Origin of the sequence: Bradyrhizobium sp. SZCCHNRI1009 (genome assembly GCF_032487575.1) — a bacterium.
Lineage (GTDB): Bacteria > Pseudomonadota > Alphaproteobacteria > Rhizobiales > Xanthobacteraceae > Bradyrhizobium.
Genome location: NZ_JAUEUL010000012.1, coordinates 1 through 14938 on the forward strand (window position 1 = coordinate 1; position 14938 = coordinate 14938).

A 14938-nucleotide genomic window follows, 5' to 3' on the forward strand; every position below is an offset into this window, starting at 1 on the left:
CTTGACGAATCGAGCCAATTTTGAGGTGTCAACCATGTCTCCGAACACCTGTCAGCCATGTCCCCGGGCTGAACACTCTGCTCGCAATGACGGGGACAGGTCTGAGCGAAATCATCGCCATATCAGGATGAGCGATGTTGCTCCCTCAGGTCACCGGAGCCGGATTGAACAGCGTCAGATCGTTGTGGATGCCCCAGCGGTCCGACCATGGCTTGGTGCGGCCGGAGGCGACGTCGAGGATCAGCTTGAACAGCTCCCAGCCGGTCTCCTCGATGGTCATCTCGCCGGTGGCGATGCGGCCGGCGTCGAAGTCGATCAGATCCTTCCAGCGCCGCGCCAGCTCGCTGCGGGTCGCGACCTTGATGACGGGGGCGGCGGCGAGGCCATAGGGCGTGCCGCGGCCGGTGGTGAAGACCTGCAAGGTCATGCCGGAGGCAAGTTGCAGGGTGCCGCAGATGAAGTCGGAGGCCGGCGTCGCGGCGAACAGCATGCCCTTCTGCTTGGCCTTCTCGCCCGGCGCCAGCACGCCATGGATCGGACCGGAGCCCGACTTCACGATCGAGCCCAGCGACTTCTCGACGATGTTGGCGAGGCCGCCCTTCTTGTTGCCGGGCGTGGTGTTGGCGCTGCGATCGGCGCCACCGCGGGCGAGATAGGAGTCGTACCAATCCATCTCGCGGATGAGCGCGCGGCCGACCTCCTCGTTGATCGCGCGTCGGGTGAGCAGCTGGATGGCGTCGCGGACTTCCGTGACTTCGGAGAACATCACGGTGGCGCCGGCGCGCACCAGCAGGTCCGCTGCAAAGCCGACGGCGGGATTGGCGGTCACGCCGGAGAACGCGTCGCTGCCGCCGCATTGCAGGCCGATGACCAGATCCGACGCCGGGCAGGTCTCGCGCGTGCGCTTGTTGAGCTCGGCGAGCCGCCGGTCGGCCTGGGTCATGATGGCGTCGACGATGGCGCCGAAGCCGTCGAACGCCTCGTCCTGCATGCGGACGATCGAGTCTTCCGTGCCCTCCGGCAGCAGCCGCTCCGGCGCGAGCTTCTCACAGCCGAGGCCGACGACCAGGATCTCGCCGCCAAAATTCGGGTTCAGTGCGAGGTTCTGCAGGGTTCGGATCGGCACCACGGCATCTGGCGCCGTGATCGCGACGCCGCAGCCATAGGCGTGGGTGAGCGCGACGATGTCATCGACATTTGGGTACTTCGGCAGCAGCTCGCTCTTGATGCGCTTGATCGCGAATTCGAGCGTACCCTTGACGCATTGGACCGAGGTCGAGATGCCGAGCACGTTGCGGGTGCCGACCGAGCCGTCGGCGTTGCGATAGCCTTCGAAGGTGTAGCCGTCGAGCGGCGGCAGCGGCGCCGGGACGGCGGTCGAAATCTCCAGCTTGTCGAGGGCAGGAGCCTCCGGCATATCGATGCGGGCCTCGTCGACCCATTCGCCGGCTCCGATCGGCGACTTCGCAGTGCCGATGATCTCGCCGTAGCGGACGATCGGCCCACCCTCGGCGATGTCGATCAGTGCGGTCTTGTGGCCCTGCGGGACGAAGCTCCTCAGCGTCAGGCCGTCGGGAAATCTGGTGCCGGCAGGCAGGCCGAAATCGTTCACCACGATCGCGACATTGTCGCGCGCGTTGAGCTTGATGATGCGGGGCTCCTGGTTCACGACCTGCTGGTTCATGCTGGCTCCGTTGTGCTCCGTAAGGTGGGCAAAGCGAAGCGTGCCCACCGTCTTTCGTCTTGGTCGACTGTCGGTGGGCACGGCGCTGTCGCGCCTTTGCCTACCCTACAGCTCTCTCTTCACCTCTCCCGCAGGGAGAGGTCGGATTGCATCGGAGAAGCAATCCGGGTGAGGGGGGCTCGCCGCGGAGACTGTCCGTGCGGCTGCCCCTCACCCCAGCCCTCTCCCCGTAAGAACGGGGAGAGGGAGCAGACCGCCTCTGCCGCGATCTCATTCGCTCGCAATGATGAGGGCTCACACCGGGAAGGTGTAGGCCGTCTTCACCGTGGTGTAGAACTCGCGGGCGTAGGAGCCCTGCTCGCGGGCGCCGTAGCTCGAGCCCTTCCGGCCGCCGAACGGGACGTGGTAGTCGACGCCGGCGGTCGGCAGGTTGACCATCACCATGCCGGCCTCGCTGTTGCGCTTGAAGTGCGAGGCGTATTTCAGGCTGGTGGTGCAGACGCCGGCGGCGAGGCCGAACTCGGTGTCGTTGGAGATCGCCAGCGCCTCGTCGTAGTTCTTGGCGCGGATGACACAGGCGACCGGTCCGAAGATTTCCTCGCGGGCGATGCGCATGGTGTTGTTGGCTTCCGTGAACAGCGCCGGCTGCATGTAGAAGCCGGGGCTCTCGCGGTTGAGCAGCTCGCCGCCCCAGGCGAGCTTGGCGCCTTCATCCTGGCCGATCTTGAGATAGCGCTGGTCCTGCTCGAGCTGGTTGCCATCGACCACCGGGCCGATATGCGTGCCCTGCTTGACGGCGTCATCGACGACAAGGCCCTTCAGACGTTCGGTGAGCGCCTCGACGAACTTGTCGTGAATGCCTTCGGTGACGATCAGGCGCGAGGACGCCGTGCAGCGCTGGCCGGTCGAGAAATAGGCGCCGTTGGCGGCGGCTTCGACCGCGACCTTGACGTCGGCATCGTCGAGCACGACCAGCGGATTCTTGCCGCCCATTTCGAGCTGGAACTTCTTCATCGGGTTCGACAGTACGCAGGCCTGCGCGATCTTGCGCCCCGTGCCGACCGAGCCGGTGAAGGAGATGGCGGCGACGTCCGGGTGTTCGAGCAAGGTCTGGCCGACCACCGAGCCGGAGCCGACGACGAGATTGAACACGCCGGCGGGAAGGCCGGAGCGGGCGATGATCTCGGACAGCGCATGCGCGGAGCCGGGCACCAGCTCGGCCGGCTTGAAGACGACCGTGTTGCCGTAGCAGAGCGCGGGCGCGATCTTCCAGGCGGGGATCGCGATCGGGAAATTCCAGGGCGTGATCATGCCGACGACGCCGACGGCCTCGCGCGTGATCTCGACGTCGAGGCCCGGACGCACCGAGGCGCCCTTTTCGCCGCTCAGGCGCAGCGCCTCTCCGGCAAAGAACGCGAAGATCTGGCCGGCACGGGCGACCTCGCCGATGCCCTCCGGCAGGGTCTTGCCTTCCTCGCGCGCCAGCAGGCGGCCGAGCTCTTCCTTGCGCGACAGGATCTCCGCCGAGATCTTGTTCAGCGCGTCGTAGCGTTCCTGCGGCGTCGAGCGCGACCAGGCGGGGAAGGCGGCCTTGGCGGCGGCGACCGCCTTTTCGGTCTGCGCCTTGTCGGCCTTGGCGTATTCGCCGACGACGTCGTTGGTGTTCGAGGGGTTGATGTTGCGGGTCACCCCGCTGCCGTCGACCCATTCGCCGGCGATGAAATTCTTGAGGATCGCGTTCATGTTGTTCTCCAGACTTTGCGCGATTGCTCGGACAATCTAACCGATCGCCCCCGTCATCGCACGAGACAGGGACGCTTGTCGTCGAAGGTCCAGCCGGGGATCAGATACTGCATTGCGACGGCGTCGTCGCGTGCGCCGAGCCCGTGGCTCTTGTACAGCGCATGGGCCTTTTCGATGGCGCTACGGTCAACCGCGACCCCAAGCCCGGGTTGCTCGGGCACCGCGATCCGCCCGCCCTTGATCTGCAGCGGCGCCTTGGTCAGCGCCTGGCCGTCCTGCCAGATCCAGTGTGTGTCGATCGCGGTGACCTTGCCCGGTGCGGCGGCCGCGACATGGGTGAACATCGCCAGCGAAATGTCGAAATGGTTGTTGGAGTGTGAACCCCAGGTCAGGCCATTGTCGCGGCAGGTCTGGGCGACGCGCACCGAGCCCTGCATGGTCCAGAAATGGGGATCGGCCAGGGGAATGTCGACCGCGCCGAGCCGCAGCGCATGACTGAGCTGCCGCCAGTCCGTGGCGATCATGTTGGTGGCGGTCGGCAGGCCGGTGGCGCGGCGGAATTCGGCCATGATCTCGCGGCCGGAGAAGCCGGCCTCGGCGCCGCAGGGATCCTCGGCATAGGCCAGGATGCCGTGCATGTGTTTGCACAGCCGGATCGCCTCATCCAGCGACCAGGCGCCGTTCGGGTCGAGCGTCACCCGCGCCTGCGGGAAGCGATTGGCGATCGCGGTCACCGCCTCGATCTCGGCCTCGCCCTTGAGCACGCCGCCCTTCAGTTTGAAATCGACGAAGCCGTAGGCCTCGTGCGTCGCCTCGGCGAGCCGCACCACCGCTTCGGGCGTCATCGCCTCCTGATGTCGCAGCGTATACCAGCCGTCCTTCTCGCCCTCGCCGGTGGCATAGGGCAGGTCGGTCTTCCTGCGGTCGCCGATGAAGAACAGATAGCCGAGCGCCTCGACGGAAGCGCGCTGCTGGCCCTCGCCGAGCAGCGCCGCGACCGGGAGGCCGAGATGCTGGCCGAGCAGGTCGAGCAGTGCGGACTCGACTGCCGTGACCGCGTGGATCATCACGCGCAAATCAAACGTCTGCTTGCCGCGGCCGCCGGCGTCGCGGTCCGCGAAAGTCGTGCGCATCGCGGCGAGGATCGTGTTGCAGGCGCCGATGCTCTGGCCCACGATCAGGCTCTTCGCATCCTCCAGCGTCCGCCGGATCTTCTCGCCGCCGGGCACCTCGCCGACGCCGGTGTGGCCGGCATTGTCGGTCAGGATGACGAGGTTGCGGGTGAAGAACGGCCCATGCGCGCCGCTGAGGTTGAGCAGCATGCTGTCACGGCCAGCGACCGGAATGACCTCCATGCCGGTGACGACCGGCGCCCCGGAGATGTCCGCGCGGGTGGCGTCGTGACTCATGTGCTCCTCCTTTGTCGTCTCTCGTTCTTGGCGCCGCTTCCCCTCATGGTGAGGAGGCGCAGAGCGCCGTCTCCAACCATGAGGCCCCAGCCGTGGCCTCATCCTTCGAGACGCCTGCTGCGCAGGCTCCTCAAGATGAGGAGAAGCGTCGCAGCTTCGTCTTTACTCCGCCGCCTGGCTCACCGCCGTCGTCGGCAGCGCCTTCACCAGCGCGGTCAGCTCGGCCATCTCGGCTTCGGTCAGGTCGGTCAGCGGCAGGCGGACCGGGCCGGAATCGCGACCGATGATCTTCATGCCGGCCTTGATGATCGAGACCGCGTAGCCCTTCTTGCGGTTGCGTATCGCGATCAGCGGCAAAATGAAATCCTTCAATCCGGCAAGGATGGTGGCGTGGTCGCGCTTGCGCACTGCGGCATAGAAGTTCGTGGCGAATTCCGGCACGAAGTTGAACACCGCCGAGGAGTAGGTGGTCACGCCCATGTCGAGATAGGGCAGGGCGAAGGTCTCGGCCGTCGGCAGGCCGCCGATATAGGTCAGGCGGTCGCCCATCTTGCTGTACACCCGGGTCATCAGCTCGATGTCGCCGATGCCGTCCTTGTAGCCGACCAGGTTCGGGCAGCGCGCGCACAGCCGCGCCACCGTATCCGGCTGCAGGATGGCGTTGTCGCGGTTGTAGACGATGACGCCGATCTTGACCGACTTGCAGATCGCCTCGACATGGGCGGCGAGGCCGTCCTGCTCGGCATGCATCAGATAGGGCGGCAGCAGCAGGAGGCCGTCGGCGCCGGCCTTCTCGGCACCGATGGCGATCTCGCGGGCGATCGCGGTGCCATAGCCGGTGCCGGCGAGCACGGGCACGCGGCCCTTGGTCTCCTCGACCGCGACCCGCACGACTTCAGGCACCTCGGCCGCCGTCAGCGAGAAGAACTCGCCGGTGCCGCCGGCGGCGAACAGGCCGGCGACGTCGTAGCCGCACAGCCAGTCCATGTTGGCGCGATAGGTGGCCTCGTCGAACGAATAGTCGGCCTTGAACGGCGTCACGGGGAAGGAGAGCAGGCCGCTGCCGATCTTCGCAGCCATTTCCGTCGGGGTCATCTTGCTCATCGCGCGGGTCCTTCACGAATGTCCTTGGGAACGGGCGCGGCAGGCGCCGGCGCGCATTCCCCCGGGCGATGTCGTAGGACCAAGTTCGATGCCGGTCCAAGCCAATGACGGTATTGATTGATGTGGATCGGGTATCAATCCTCGACCGGCTTGACGGCGAGATTGCCGGCCAGATCGACCAGTGCCGGCAGCAGCGGATTGTCGTGATCGCGCCGCCAGACCAGGAACAGCTCGGCCGGCGTCGGATTGCGCAGCTTCAGCGGCCGCAGCCGGACATCGGCGATCTTCAGGCTGGAGGCCGCTTCGGGCACGATCGCAAGCCCGAGGCCGGCGCGCACCATCGCCAGGATGGAATGGATCTGGCTCAGATGCTGCACGTAGCGCGGCAGCACCTCGGCGCGCATGAACTGCGACACCAGGAGATCGTGGAAATAGCGCGCCTCGGTCTGCGAATACATGATGAAGTTCTGGCCGTCGAAATCACGGATCGACACGCTCTCGGCGGAGGCGAGACGATGGCGGCGCGGCAGCGCGGCGCAGAGCGGCTCGGCGACGACGCGGCGGGTGGCGAATTCGGGGCGCGCGATCGGCGGCCGCAGCAGGCCGGCGTCGATCTGGCCGGAGGCGAGCGCCTCGATCTGGTCGCCGGAGACCATCTCCTTCAGCGACAGATCGGCTTCTGGAAGCTCGCTGCGGCAGGCGGCGACCAGATCGGGCAGGAAGCTGTAGGCCGCGGCCGCGGTGAAGCCGATCTTGAGCGAGCCGCTCTTGCCGCTGGCAATGCGCTGCGCCACCTGGGCGGCGCTCTCGGCCATCTTCAGGATGCGCCGTGCCTCCGGCAGGAAGCTGCGGCCCGCCGGCGTCAGCTTCACCGAGCGGCTGGTGCGCTCGAGCAGCACCGCATCGATGATGTGCTCCAGCACCTGGATCTGCCGCGACAGCGGCGGCTGCGTCATGTTGAGCCGGATCGCGGCGCGGCCGAAATGCAGCTCCTCGGCCACGGTGACGAAGCAGCGCAGCTGGTTGAGGTCGAACATCGATGCATCCTCGGCATGGATCGGGCAGGCGATCTGGGCTTGGTAGCATCGATTTGGGGCAGTGGGAATGTCGGCGGCCGCGGCGACCGCCTCACTGATACCGAGATCGGCCTGACCGCGGTGGCCGACCGCATCAGGACCTCGCTCCATCGCGGAAAGCATCAGGGAGCCCCGCTGTCCCAGACGTCTGGAACGAGATCACCCTAACCCTTGCACCCGCCACCGAGCCGCACCTTGGGGGCGCGGCGTGTCCGTGGCGAGCGCCAGGGGCCCGCTCACTTGGCGGATGCAGCCGCGCGGGCATCCGCAATGGCCTGCTTGAAAGCCTGGGCATTGGGGACGCCGGGGATGCGGAAATGGCCGATGATGAAGGCCGGCGTGCCGCGGAAGCCGAGGCCCGTGGCCTGCTCGTGATTGCGCGCGAGCACGGCGTCGATGTCGGCGTGCTTGGCCGCGAGGTCGGCCTTGGCGCGGGCCAGATCGATTCCGGCGCCGCTGAGCGCCGCATCGACCTTGGCTTCCGACAGCTTCTCGTGCAGCGAGATCAGCGCCTCGTGCGCCTCGGCGAACTTGTCCTGATATCTCGCCGCCAGGGTGAGGCGGGCCGCGTAGATCGAGGCGCCGCCGAAGATCGGCCAATCCTTGAAGACGAGCCGGACGTGACCGTCGTCGCGAACCACCTTGGCGAGCTCCGGGCTGATCTTGCGGCAATACGGGCACTGATAGTCGAAATACTCGACGATCGTGATGTCGCCCTCGGCGTTTCCGACAGCGGGGATGGCGGGATCGTGCAGGATGCGCGCTTCGCTCAGAATGTCGGTGTCGTCGTCCTCGGCGCGGGCCTGGATCGGCAGGATCGCCGTGGCGAGCAGCAGCAGCGTCGCGATCGATGCGGCGAAGGTCTTCGTGGTCATGTCTTGTCGTTCTCCTGATGAGGGGTGGTTGAGGCGGTGTCGATCGCGTCGAGCACGATCTGTGGAGTCAGTAGTTCGGGCAGCACGATGCCGGCGGGAGCGCCCGGGCCGAACACGGCGTTGAACGGCAGGCCGTAGCGGCCGAAGGATCGCAGATAGGTCGCGATCGCATCGCTGGGGGAGGTCCAGTCGCCCCTGACGGCAACGACACCCGACGCAAGGCGACCGCGCACGGCCGTGCTGTCGAGCACGAGCTTCTCGTTCACCTTGCAGGTGACGCACCAGCTGGCGCCGACATCGACGAAGACCGTGCGACCGGCGCGCACCTGTGCCGCGATCTCGGCGGGCACCAGCGGCTGCCAGGCGATTCCGGCCGGTCGGCTTCCGCCATCCGGCTGCTTGATGGAGGTGGCGGCAATTAGCGTTAGTCCGATCATGCCGGCGAGGCCGGCTCCAGCGATCGTTCGCCGCAACGGGAAACGGAGCGCCGCCATGATCAGCGTGGGGACCAGCAGCGCAGCGGCGAGGACGGCCGCAGTCGCCGGGCCACTGATGTCGGCGAGCACCGTCAGCAGCCATAGCGCGGTCGCCGCCATCGCGGCCGCTGCGACGGCGCGCAGCTTCAGCATCCAGCGGCCGGGCCGCGGGAAGAGAGCGGCGAGGCCGGGCGCTGCGGCCAGACACAGATAGGGCGCTGCCATGCCGAGCCCGAGCGTGGTGAACACCAGCAGGATCTGCGGCGCGGCCTGCGACAGCGCAAAGGCGACGGCGGTGCCGACGAACGGCGCCGAGCACGGCGTGGCCAGCAGCGTCATGACGAAGCCGTTGATGGCATGACCTGCCATCGTCCTGCGGCTCGCGGCGTTGCCAAGGCGGCCGGCGATCCACCACGGCAGGCCGATCTCGAACAGGCCGAGCAGGTTGGCACCGAATGCGGCGAGCACGATGATCATCGCGATGAGGAAAGCTGGCTGCTGAAACTGCAGGCCCCAGCCGACTTCGGCGCCCGCGGCCTTGAGCGCGGAGAGGACGGTGGCAAGGGTCACGAATGAGGCGACGATGCCGGCCGCCGTCGCCAGGAATGCCCGGCGCGGCGAGGGCGCGCGTGCGGGATCGTGATCGACCAGCGAAACGAGCTTCAACGATAACACCGGAAACACGCATGGCATGAAGTTGAGGATGAAGCCGCCGAGCAGGGCCACGCCGAGCATGGCCCAGATCGATGCCGCCGAAGGACGCGGTGCCGCTGTGGCTGCTTTGGCCGCAGAAGCGCGAGCAGCTTGATCGGCATCCACCGGAAGCATGGCTTCGATCGATCGATCGCCATCGACCAGGGTGACCCGCAGACGTTGCACCGGACCGGCCTGATCGAGGCCTTGCACCGGTACGGTGATCCGGACGCCGCCGTCCGACATCGGGCTCACCTGGGGACGGCCGCCGGACACGGCGTCGTTCCCATCAAGGAAGACGTCGGGCGCGTGCAGTGGCGGCGTCGCATGCGCCTCGAGCTGCAGGTGCGGCTTTGGTTGCCGATCGATGCGCAACGCCGTGATGGAAAGCCCGGGCGCGCTCGCGCGCGGGACGCTCTGCCGCCATTCGTCGATCAGCGCCTGATCGTTCGGCCGGCGCGACACGGCGGGGATGTCGGCCTCGAGATGGGCCTCCTGCTGGGTGCAGATGACCGAGCAGACGAACAGCACGGTTTTCAGCGTGAGATGCGCGGGCGCCGCGCCATCCTCGAGCCGCACGCGCAACGGAAACAGCACGTGCTCGGCATAGCCGAACGTGTCGATATCCTGCTCGCTGAAGCGGCTCGGTGCCGGCCATTCGACGGTGACATCGGCGACGTTGCGCGAGCCGGTCCAGTCGAATTCGGGCGGCGCGCCGGCGTCGCCGGGCGAGCGCCAATAAGTGTGCCAGCCTGCATCCAGCCTGACATCCAGTCCGGCCCATGCCGCGGCCGGGCCGCCGTCTGCTCGCGTGACGTCGCCGACCAGCAGGCGCGTGTCGACGTTCGCCTGCGGTCGCAATTCGCCCGCGACAGCGGTCGTCGCCGCAAGATGGAGCAGGCCGAGCAGCCATGCGAGCCGGCCAAGATGACGGATGGACATGATGATCTCCCGCGCGCTGATCGTGCGTTGCGGTGGCAGTTGCGCTGCGCGACCCGGCGCAAGGCGCGCCTGGCAATGGGCACCTTAAGCCGACCTGCACGACGCACGATCGATGGTGGATATTCGTCCGCTCAAGTCACGACGTTACGCGGCCCGCGAGCCGATGACGACGGAAGGATCAGGCGTGGCGACAGGGGGGGCGGTAGGGCGAGGACGCGTCGCATTGCGTCGTCAGCGCCTCGTCATAGGGGCGCCAGGACAGCGTCCGGGACGCGGCAACCGGTTGTGCCGCCCCACTGTCGCTCGCGGGGACGGCAGTCAGACCCGCCGCGGCAAACGGACACGTGTTGATCATGCCCGGGATGACGGCCTTCCTGCATGGCTTGGGCGCGCTGGTGGTCGTTCGGGACCATTGGTGCACACCGGCGCCGGCGTCGGCCGTTGCTACCTCGAAGGTTCCGAGCAGAGGCGCCAGACTCAAGACGAGCGCGATCAGCGCCGCCATCAGGCGGCGTGTCATCGCGGGCATCTCAAGTTCAGCACGCCTCATCGTGGACCATCGTCTCCAGTCTGGACTGGTCGCGCAGACCGGCCGCTCTTGGCAACTGACATCTTCGTGACGCCGCGAACCTGCGGCCAAACCGGCATCGCGTGAGCAAAGCGAGTGGTTCTCAAAGTACGTTGATCGGCACTTTCAGGAAAGTCTTTCCCGTCGTATCCGCCGGCGGCAGATGTCCGGCGCGGATATTGACCTGCAGCGATGGAATGATCAGGCGCGGCATGCCAAGCGTCTTGTCGCGGGCCTCGCGGAGCGCGACGAACTCGCTCTCGGTCATCCCGTCTCTGGCGTGGATGTTGTGGAGCCGCTCCTCGCCGACGGTCGTTTCCCAGCGCACCGCACGGTCGTCGGGGGCATAGTCGTGACACATGAACAGCCGGGTCTCGCGCGGCAGCGTCTCAAGGATCTTCCGGATCGAGCGGTACAGCGTGCGCGCATTGCCGCCTGGAAAGTCGGCCCGCGCCGTTCCCCCGTCCGGCATGAACAAGGTGTCGCCGACGAAAGCGGCATCGCCCATCACATGTGTGGCACAGGCCGGCGTATGGCCGGGCGTGTGCATCACGAAGGCCGTCATCTGCCCCACCTGATAGGTGTCGCCATCCTTGAACAGCCGGTCGAACTGGCTGCCGTCGCGACGAAACTCCGTGCCCTCGTTGAAGACCTTGCCGAAGGTCTCCTGCACGGTCAGGATATGCTCGCCGATGCCGATCTTGCCGCCGAGCTTGTCCTGGATGTAGGGCGCAGCAGAGAGATGGTCGGCATGCGCATGCGTTTCGATCAGCCACTCCGGCCTGAGGCCGTTGATCTTCACGTAGTCGATCAGCATGTCGGCGGAGCGGGTGCTGATGCGGCCGGCCGCGTAGTCGATGTCGAGGACGGGATCGACGATCGCGCAGGACGGCGATGACGGATCCTTCACCACGTAGCTGATCGTGCTGGTGTCAGGATCGAAAAATCCGGCCACCTTCGGCTGCATGCGGAGATCGATTGGATAGGAATCGATTCGATAGGACATGGCTGCTGCTCCACGATTTGGCTCCGGGGCGGCATCGCCGCCCACGGCGCGTTTGTCGTCCTGCGCGGTCTAAGACATCGAATTGGATTTCGTTCCGCATGTATTGATGCCGAGCATCGCGTAGGGCGGGCACCAGCCGATCAGTGCGGTGCCGAGCGGGATCAGGCCCAGAAGGCCCCACAGGGTGTGCGGTCCTACGACCGTCAGACTGAGGATCGCCAGTCCGACGATGATCCTGAGCAGCCGGTCGATCTTGCCAATGTTCTGTGTCATGTCGCGCTCCCCTTTGGCTTGCGATGATGCAGACGATAGAGCGGGACACAGCGCGGGTATGTAACTAAGTCACCAAGAGACGCCGGTTCCTAGCCATGCTGGGCCAGGTGGACAAGCGCCGGTCTGTCGGTGATCTCGACGATTCCGCGAGCCATTCGCAACCAGCCGCGCCGCGCGAATTCATTGAGCTGCCGGCTGATGACCTCGCGTGCGCTGCCGAGCTCGTTGGCGAGCTCCTGATGCGTTGCAGCGATCTGCTGCCTTGTCCCCGCGAGATCCAGAAGCTTCTGCGCGAGCCGCACATCGATCCGCTCGAACGCGACTTCCTCGATGATGCGGAAGAGATTGGTGACGCGGCGGCTGAACGCGGTGAAGACGAACTGTCGGAATTCGCGCGAGTTGGCGATCAGCCGGTCGAACAGCGCGCGCGGGATCGCCACGGCACGGATCCGGGTCTCCGCGATCCCCTCGGCCTGGTATTCCTCGTAACCCATCAGGCAGGCCGTGGTCAGCGCGCAGCTTTCGCCTGCCTGGACGCGGTAGAGCACGATCTCGCGGCCGGACTCGGACGTCTGCTGCACGCGGATGGTCCCGTCCAGCAGCAGCAGAAAGGAATCCGGCGCCTGACCGGGGCCGAAAATCCGGCTGCCTTCCGGAAGCTCGACGATGAGGCTGGCCTCGCGCAACTGCGCGAAGATCTCCTCCGGCAGTTGTCGCAACGGCGGGAAAGCGAGCGTCCAGTCCTGCTTCGACGACATTACCACATCCGGCTGCGCCCCATCGGCATCGCCCAAATTTGCCACAGGACCGCGAGCGGGTCGAGCGATGGGACACGCCGGATCGGCGCTAGCGCGTCCAGCGGCCGTCACAGCGCTCAGATGGCGCCTGCAACGCGCATCAGCATGCCCGCGATGCACGAGGCGGCGAGGACGACGAGCATTCCCATGTTGAAGCGGAAGATGGCGGTCGCCGCCGCGATCGACAGGACGACGGCCGGCAGATCGATGCTCGCCGGCAGCGGCGCGTCGAATGACAGGCCGAATCCATGGATCGGAAAGGTTTCGCGAAACAGGGTGTGCAGCGCGAACCAGATCGAGAGATTGAGGATCACGCCGACGACGGCGGCCGTGATCGCCGAGAGCGCGCCGGCGAGCGCCTTGTTTCCCCGCAGCGCCTCGATGTAGGGGGCGCCGACGAAGATCCAGAGAAAGCAGGGCGCGAACGTCACCCACGTCGCCAGCAGTCCGCCCAGTGTGCCGGCGAGCATGGGAGACAGCCCGCTCGCCCCGCGGAACGCGGCCATGAAGCCCACGAACTGGACGACCATGATCAGGGGACCGGGAGTCGTCTCCGCCATGCCGAGGCCGTCGAGCATCTCGCGCGGAGCAACCCAGTGATAGTACTCCGCGGCCTGTTGCGCGACGTAGGCGAGCACGGCGTAGGCGCCGCCGAACGTCACCATCGCCATCTTGCTGAAGAAGATCGCGATCTGACCGAAGACGTCGTTCGGCCCGAGCAGGGTCAGCAGGGCGAAGACGGGGACGAGCCAGATCGCGAGCCAGACGGCCGCCACCCGCAGCGCGCGCGACGCGTTCGGACGGACGTGATCCGGCACGGCTTCGCCGAGCATGCTGTCGATCGCGCCGGCGTTCTTGCCGCCGTGCTCGAGGGCTGCGAATTCCGGCCGGCCGAGGCGGGCTGCGACGAAGCCGATGACTCCGGCGGCAACGATGATGGTCGGAAACGGCGCCCCGAAGAAGAAGATCGCCACGAAGGCTGCGGCCGCCAGTCCGATCATGATCCGATTGCGTAGCGCGCGCTTGCCGACGCGGACGACGGCCTGGATCACGATCGCCAGCACCGCCGCCTTGAGGCCGAAGAACAAGGCGTCGACAAAGCCGACATGGCCATAGGCCGCGTAGATGTAGCTGAGGCCCATGATGGCGAAAATACCCGGCAGGATGAAGAGCGTGCCCGCGACGATGCCGCCGGTGGTCCGGTGCAGCAGCCAGCCGATATACGTCGCAAGCTGCTGCGCCTCGGGTCCCGGCAGCAGCATGCAGTAGTTCAGGGCGTGCAGGAAGCGGCTCTCCGAGATCCAGTTCTTCTCTTCGACGAGGATGCGATGCATGACCGCGATCTGCCCGGCCGGGCCGCCGAAGCTCAGACAGGCCACCCGGAGCCACACGAGAAGCGCGTCATTGAACGAGATGCCATGGGCGTGTTCGGCCGCAATCGGTTTTCGCGGTGCTGCGATGTCCGTCATGACTTCACCTTGCTGTTCGGCCAGTTGTGCGCCTCCTTCGTGGCGTCGCGGCACCAGCGGTAGAAGGCGTCATAGAGCAGAAGGCCTGCGCTCAACTGCTCCAGATCGTCGTCGTACATTCGGGACAGGCCGAGCGAAGCGGCAAGCAGTCCGGCAGCTTCGGGCGACAGATCGAGCCGCGCCGTATCCGCGGCGCGCACGATCGTGGCGAGTCGCTCCAAGGCCGGCGTCCGCAGGCCAAACTCATCGACCATGATGTCGAAGGTGCAAAGTTCGCCGCGATGGCTCCAGAAGACGTTCTCGACGTCGAAGGCCGTGGCCTGGAAGCGGTCGGCGACCGCTTCCACCTCGGCCGGGGTCACGAACAGGAAGACCGCGGCGGGGTCGACGAAGCGGCGGATCAGCCATGGGCAGGCGATGCGGTCGATCTTGGGACGTGATCGCGTGACCCAGACCGTGCGACCGCGGCCGTCCCTCGCGGGAATCCTGTTCGCGGGCACAGTCGGAAGCTGCGCCTCGCTCCAGCTGACGTACCCGCCGTCGAGGACCTCGGCCGCGATGTCGCTGCACCGGAGCCAGGCTGCGGTGCCTTCGCTCAGCTTCTTGCCTTTCTGGCAGACCACGACGACGGATTGGCCGGTGAAGCTCGGCGCCCACTGCTGGACGTCGAGATGCGAACGCCTGACGGCGCCGGGGATGAGGCGCGGGTCGGCGGCGAAATCCTCGTCGATACGCACGTCGACGAGCGCCGGCGCGGCCGCCGTGCCGATCAGTCGAGACAATTTTTCGGGTGAGATCGAAGTGTATGATGATGACATGCTGC

The 14938-nt window shown here is 66.6% G+C and carries 13 protein-coding genes; all 13 read right to left on the reverse strand.

From position 1 onward, the window contains the following. Positions 1–145: 145 nt before the first annotated feature. The 13 genes from garD to QX010_RS20810 all read right to left on the reverse strand — a co-directional run bounded on the left by garD (position 146) and on the right by QX010_RS20810 (position 14933). On the reverse strand, positions 146–1684 hold the full coding sequence (garD, locus tag QX010_RS20750; protein ID WP_316181573.1) for a galactarate dehydratase: 1539 nt from the start codon (positions 1682–1684) through the stop codon (positions 146–148). A 294-nt stretch (positions 1685–1978) separates the two neighbouring features. After that, a complete protein-coding gene (locus QX010_RS20755) occupies positions 1979–3427 on the reverse strand; it encodes an aldehyde dehydrogenase family protein (protein ID WP_316181575.1) in 1449 nt (482 codons plus the stop codon). A 53-nt stretch (positions 3428–3480) separates the two neighbouring features. Next, positions 3481–4836: a glucarate dehydratase gene (gudD, locus tag QX010_RS20760; protein ID WP_316181576.1), complete on the reverse strand. Its 1356-nt coding sequence runs from the start codon at positions 4834–4836 to the stop codon at positions 3481–3483. 162 nt (positions 4837–4998) lie between these two features. Next, positions 4999–5940, reverse strand: coding sequence for a 5-dehydro-4-deoxyglucarate dehydratase (gene kdgD / locus QX010_RS20765; protein ID WP_316181577.1), 942 nt, complete (start codon positions 5938–5940; stop codon positions 4999–5001). A 134-nt stretch (positions 5941–6074) separates the two neighbouring features. Continuing rightward, entirely contained in the window at positions 6075–6977 is a 903-nt protein-coding gene (locus QX010_RS20770) for a LysR substrate-binding domain-containing protein (protein WP_316181762.1), read from the reverse strand. 275 nt (positions 6978–7252) lie between these two features. After that, positions 7253–7891 (reverse strand): DsbA family protein, encoded by a 639-nt coding sequence (locus QX010_RS20775; RefSeq protein ID WP_316181578.1) that lies wholly within the window; start codon positions 7889–7891, stop codon positions 7253–7255. Next, the gene (locus QX010_RS20780; RefSeq protein ID WP_316181580.1) at positions 7888–10002 is read right to left on the reverse strand and encodes a protein-disulfide reductase DsbD family protein; all 2115 of its coding nucleotides are present in this window, start codon (positions 10000–10002) and stop codon (positions 7888–7890) included. The genes QX010_RS20775 and QX010_RS20780 overlap by 4 nt, the downstream gene beginning before the upstream one ends. 178 nt (positions 10003–10180) lie before the next feature. Beyond that, positions 10181–10531, reverse strand: a complete 351-nt coding sequence (locus QX010_RS20785; protein WP_316181582.1) for a hypothetical protein — start codon at positions 10529–10531, stop codon at positions 10181–10183. 142 nt (positions 10532–10673) lie between these two features. Then, the gene (locus tag QX010_RS20790) at positions 10674–11576 is read right to left on the reverse strand and encodes an MBL fold metallo-hydrolase (RefSeq protein WP_316181583.1); all 903 of its coding nucleotides are present in this window, start codon (positions 11574–11576) and stop codon (positions 10674–10676) included. Between the two features lie 69 nt (positions 11577–11645). Beyond that, positions 11646–11849: a DUF2892 domain-containing protein gene (locus tag QX010_RS20795; protein WP_315802014.1), complete on the reverse strand. Its 204-nt coding sequence runs from the start codon at positions 11847–11849 to the stop codon at positions 11646–11648. A gap of 89 nt (positions 11850–11938) precedes the next feature. Then, a complete protein-coding gene (locus QX010_RS20800) occupies positions 11939–12607 on the reverse strand; it encodes a Crp/Fnr family transcriptional regulator (RefSeq protein WP_316181764.1) in 669 nt (222 codons plus the stop codon). A 116-nt stretch (positions 12608–12723) separates the two neighbouring features. Then, on the reverse strand, positions 12724–14115 hold the full coding sequence (gene chrA, locus QX010_RS20805; RefSeq protein ID WP_316181585.1) for a chromate efflux transporter: 1392 nt from the start codon (positions 14113–14115) through the stop codon (positions 12724–12726). Further along, entirely contained in the window at positions 14112–14933 is an 822-nt protein-coding gene (locus QX010_RS20810) for a sulfurtransferase/chromate resistance protein (RefSeq protein ID WP_316181586.1), read from the reverse strand. The genes chrA and QX010_RS20810 overlap by 4 nt, the downstream gene beginning before the upstream one ends. Positions 14934–14938: the final 5 nt, after the last annotated feature.

Excerpts from the sequence above, each read along its gene's own strand:
- kdgD (WP_316181577.1), bottom strand. The coding sequence starts at position 5,940 with ATGAGCAAGATGACCCCGACGGAAATGGCTGCGAAGATCGGCAGCGGC.
- QX010_RS20810 (WP_316181586.1), bottom strand. The coding sequence starts at position 14,933 with ATGTCATCATCATACACTTCGATCTCACCCGAAAAATTGTCTCGACTG.
- QX010_RS20785 (WP_316181582.1), bottom strand. The coding sequence starts at position 10,531 with ATGCCCGCGATGACACGCCGCCTGATGGCGGCGCTGATCGCGCTCGTC.
- QX010_RS20795 (WP_315802014.1), bottom strand. The coding sequence starts at position 11,849 with ATGACACAGAACATTGGCAAGATCGACCGGCTGCTCAGGATCATCGTC.
- QX010_RS20770 (WP_316181762.1), bottom strand. The coding sequence starts at position 6,977 with ATGTTCGACCTCAACCAGCTGCGCTGCTTCGTCACCGTGGCCGAGGAG.
- QX010_RS20800 (WP_316181764.1), bottom strand. The coding sequence starts at position 12,607 with ATGTCGTCGAAGCAGGACTGGACGCTCGCTTTCCCGCCGTTGCGACAA.
- gudD (WP_316181576.1), bottom strand. The coding sequence starts at position 4,836 with ATGAGTCACGACGCCACCCGCGCGGACATCTCCGGGGCGCCGGTCGTC.
- garD (WP_316181573.1), bottom strand. The coding sequence starts at position 1,684 with ATGAACCAGCAGGTCGTGAACCAGGAGCCCCGCATCATCAAGCTCAAC.
- QX010_RS20755 (WP_316181575.1), bottom strand. The coding sequence starts at position 3,427 with ATGAACGCGATCCTCAAGAATTTCATCGCCGGCGAATGGGTCGACGGC.
- QX010_RS20790 (WP_316181583.1), bottom strand. The coding sequence starts at position 11,576 with ATGTCCTATCGAATCGATTCCTATCCAATCGATCTCCGCATGCAGCCG.
- QX010_RS20775 (WP_316181578.1), bottom strand. The coding sequence starts at position 7,891 with ATGACCACGAAGACCTTCGCCGCATCGATCGCGACGCTGCTGCTGCTC.
- chrA (WP_316181585.1), bottom strand. The coding sequence starts at position 14,115 with ATGACGGACATCGCAGCACCGCGAAAACCGATTGCGGCCGAACACGCC.
- QX010_RS20780 (WP_316181580.1), bottom strand. The coding sequence starts at position 10,002 with ATGTCCATCCGTCATCTTGGCCGGCTCGCATGGCTGCTCGGCCTGCTC.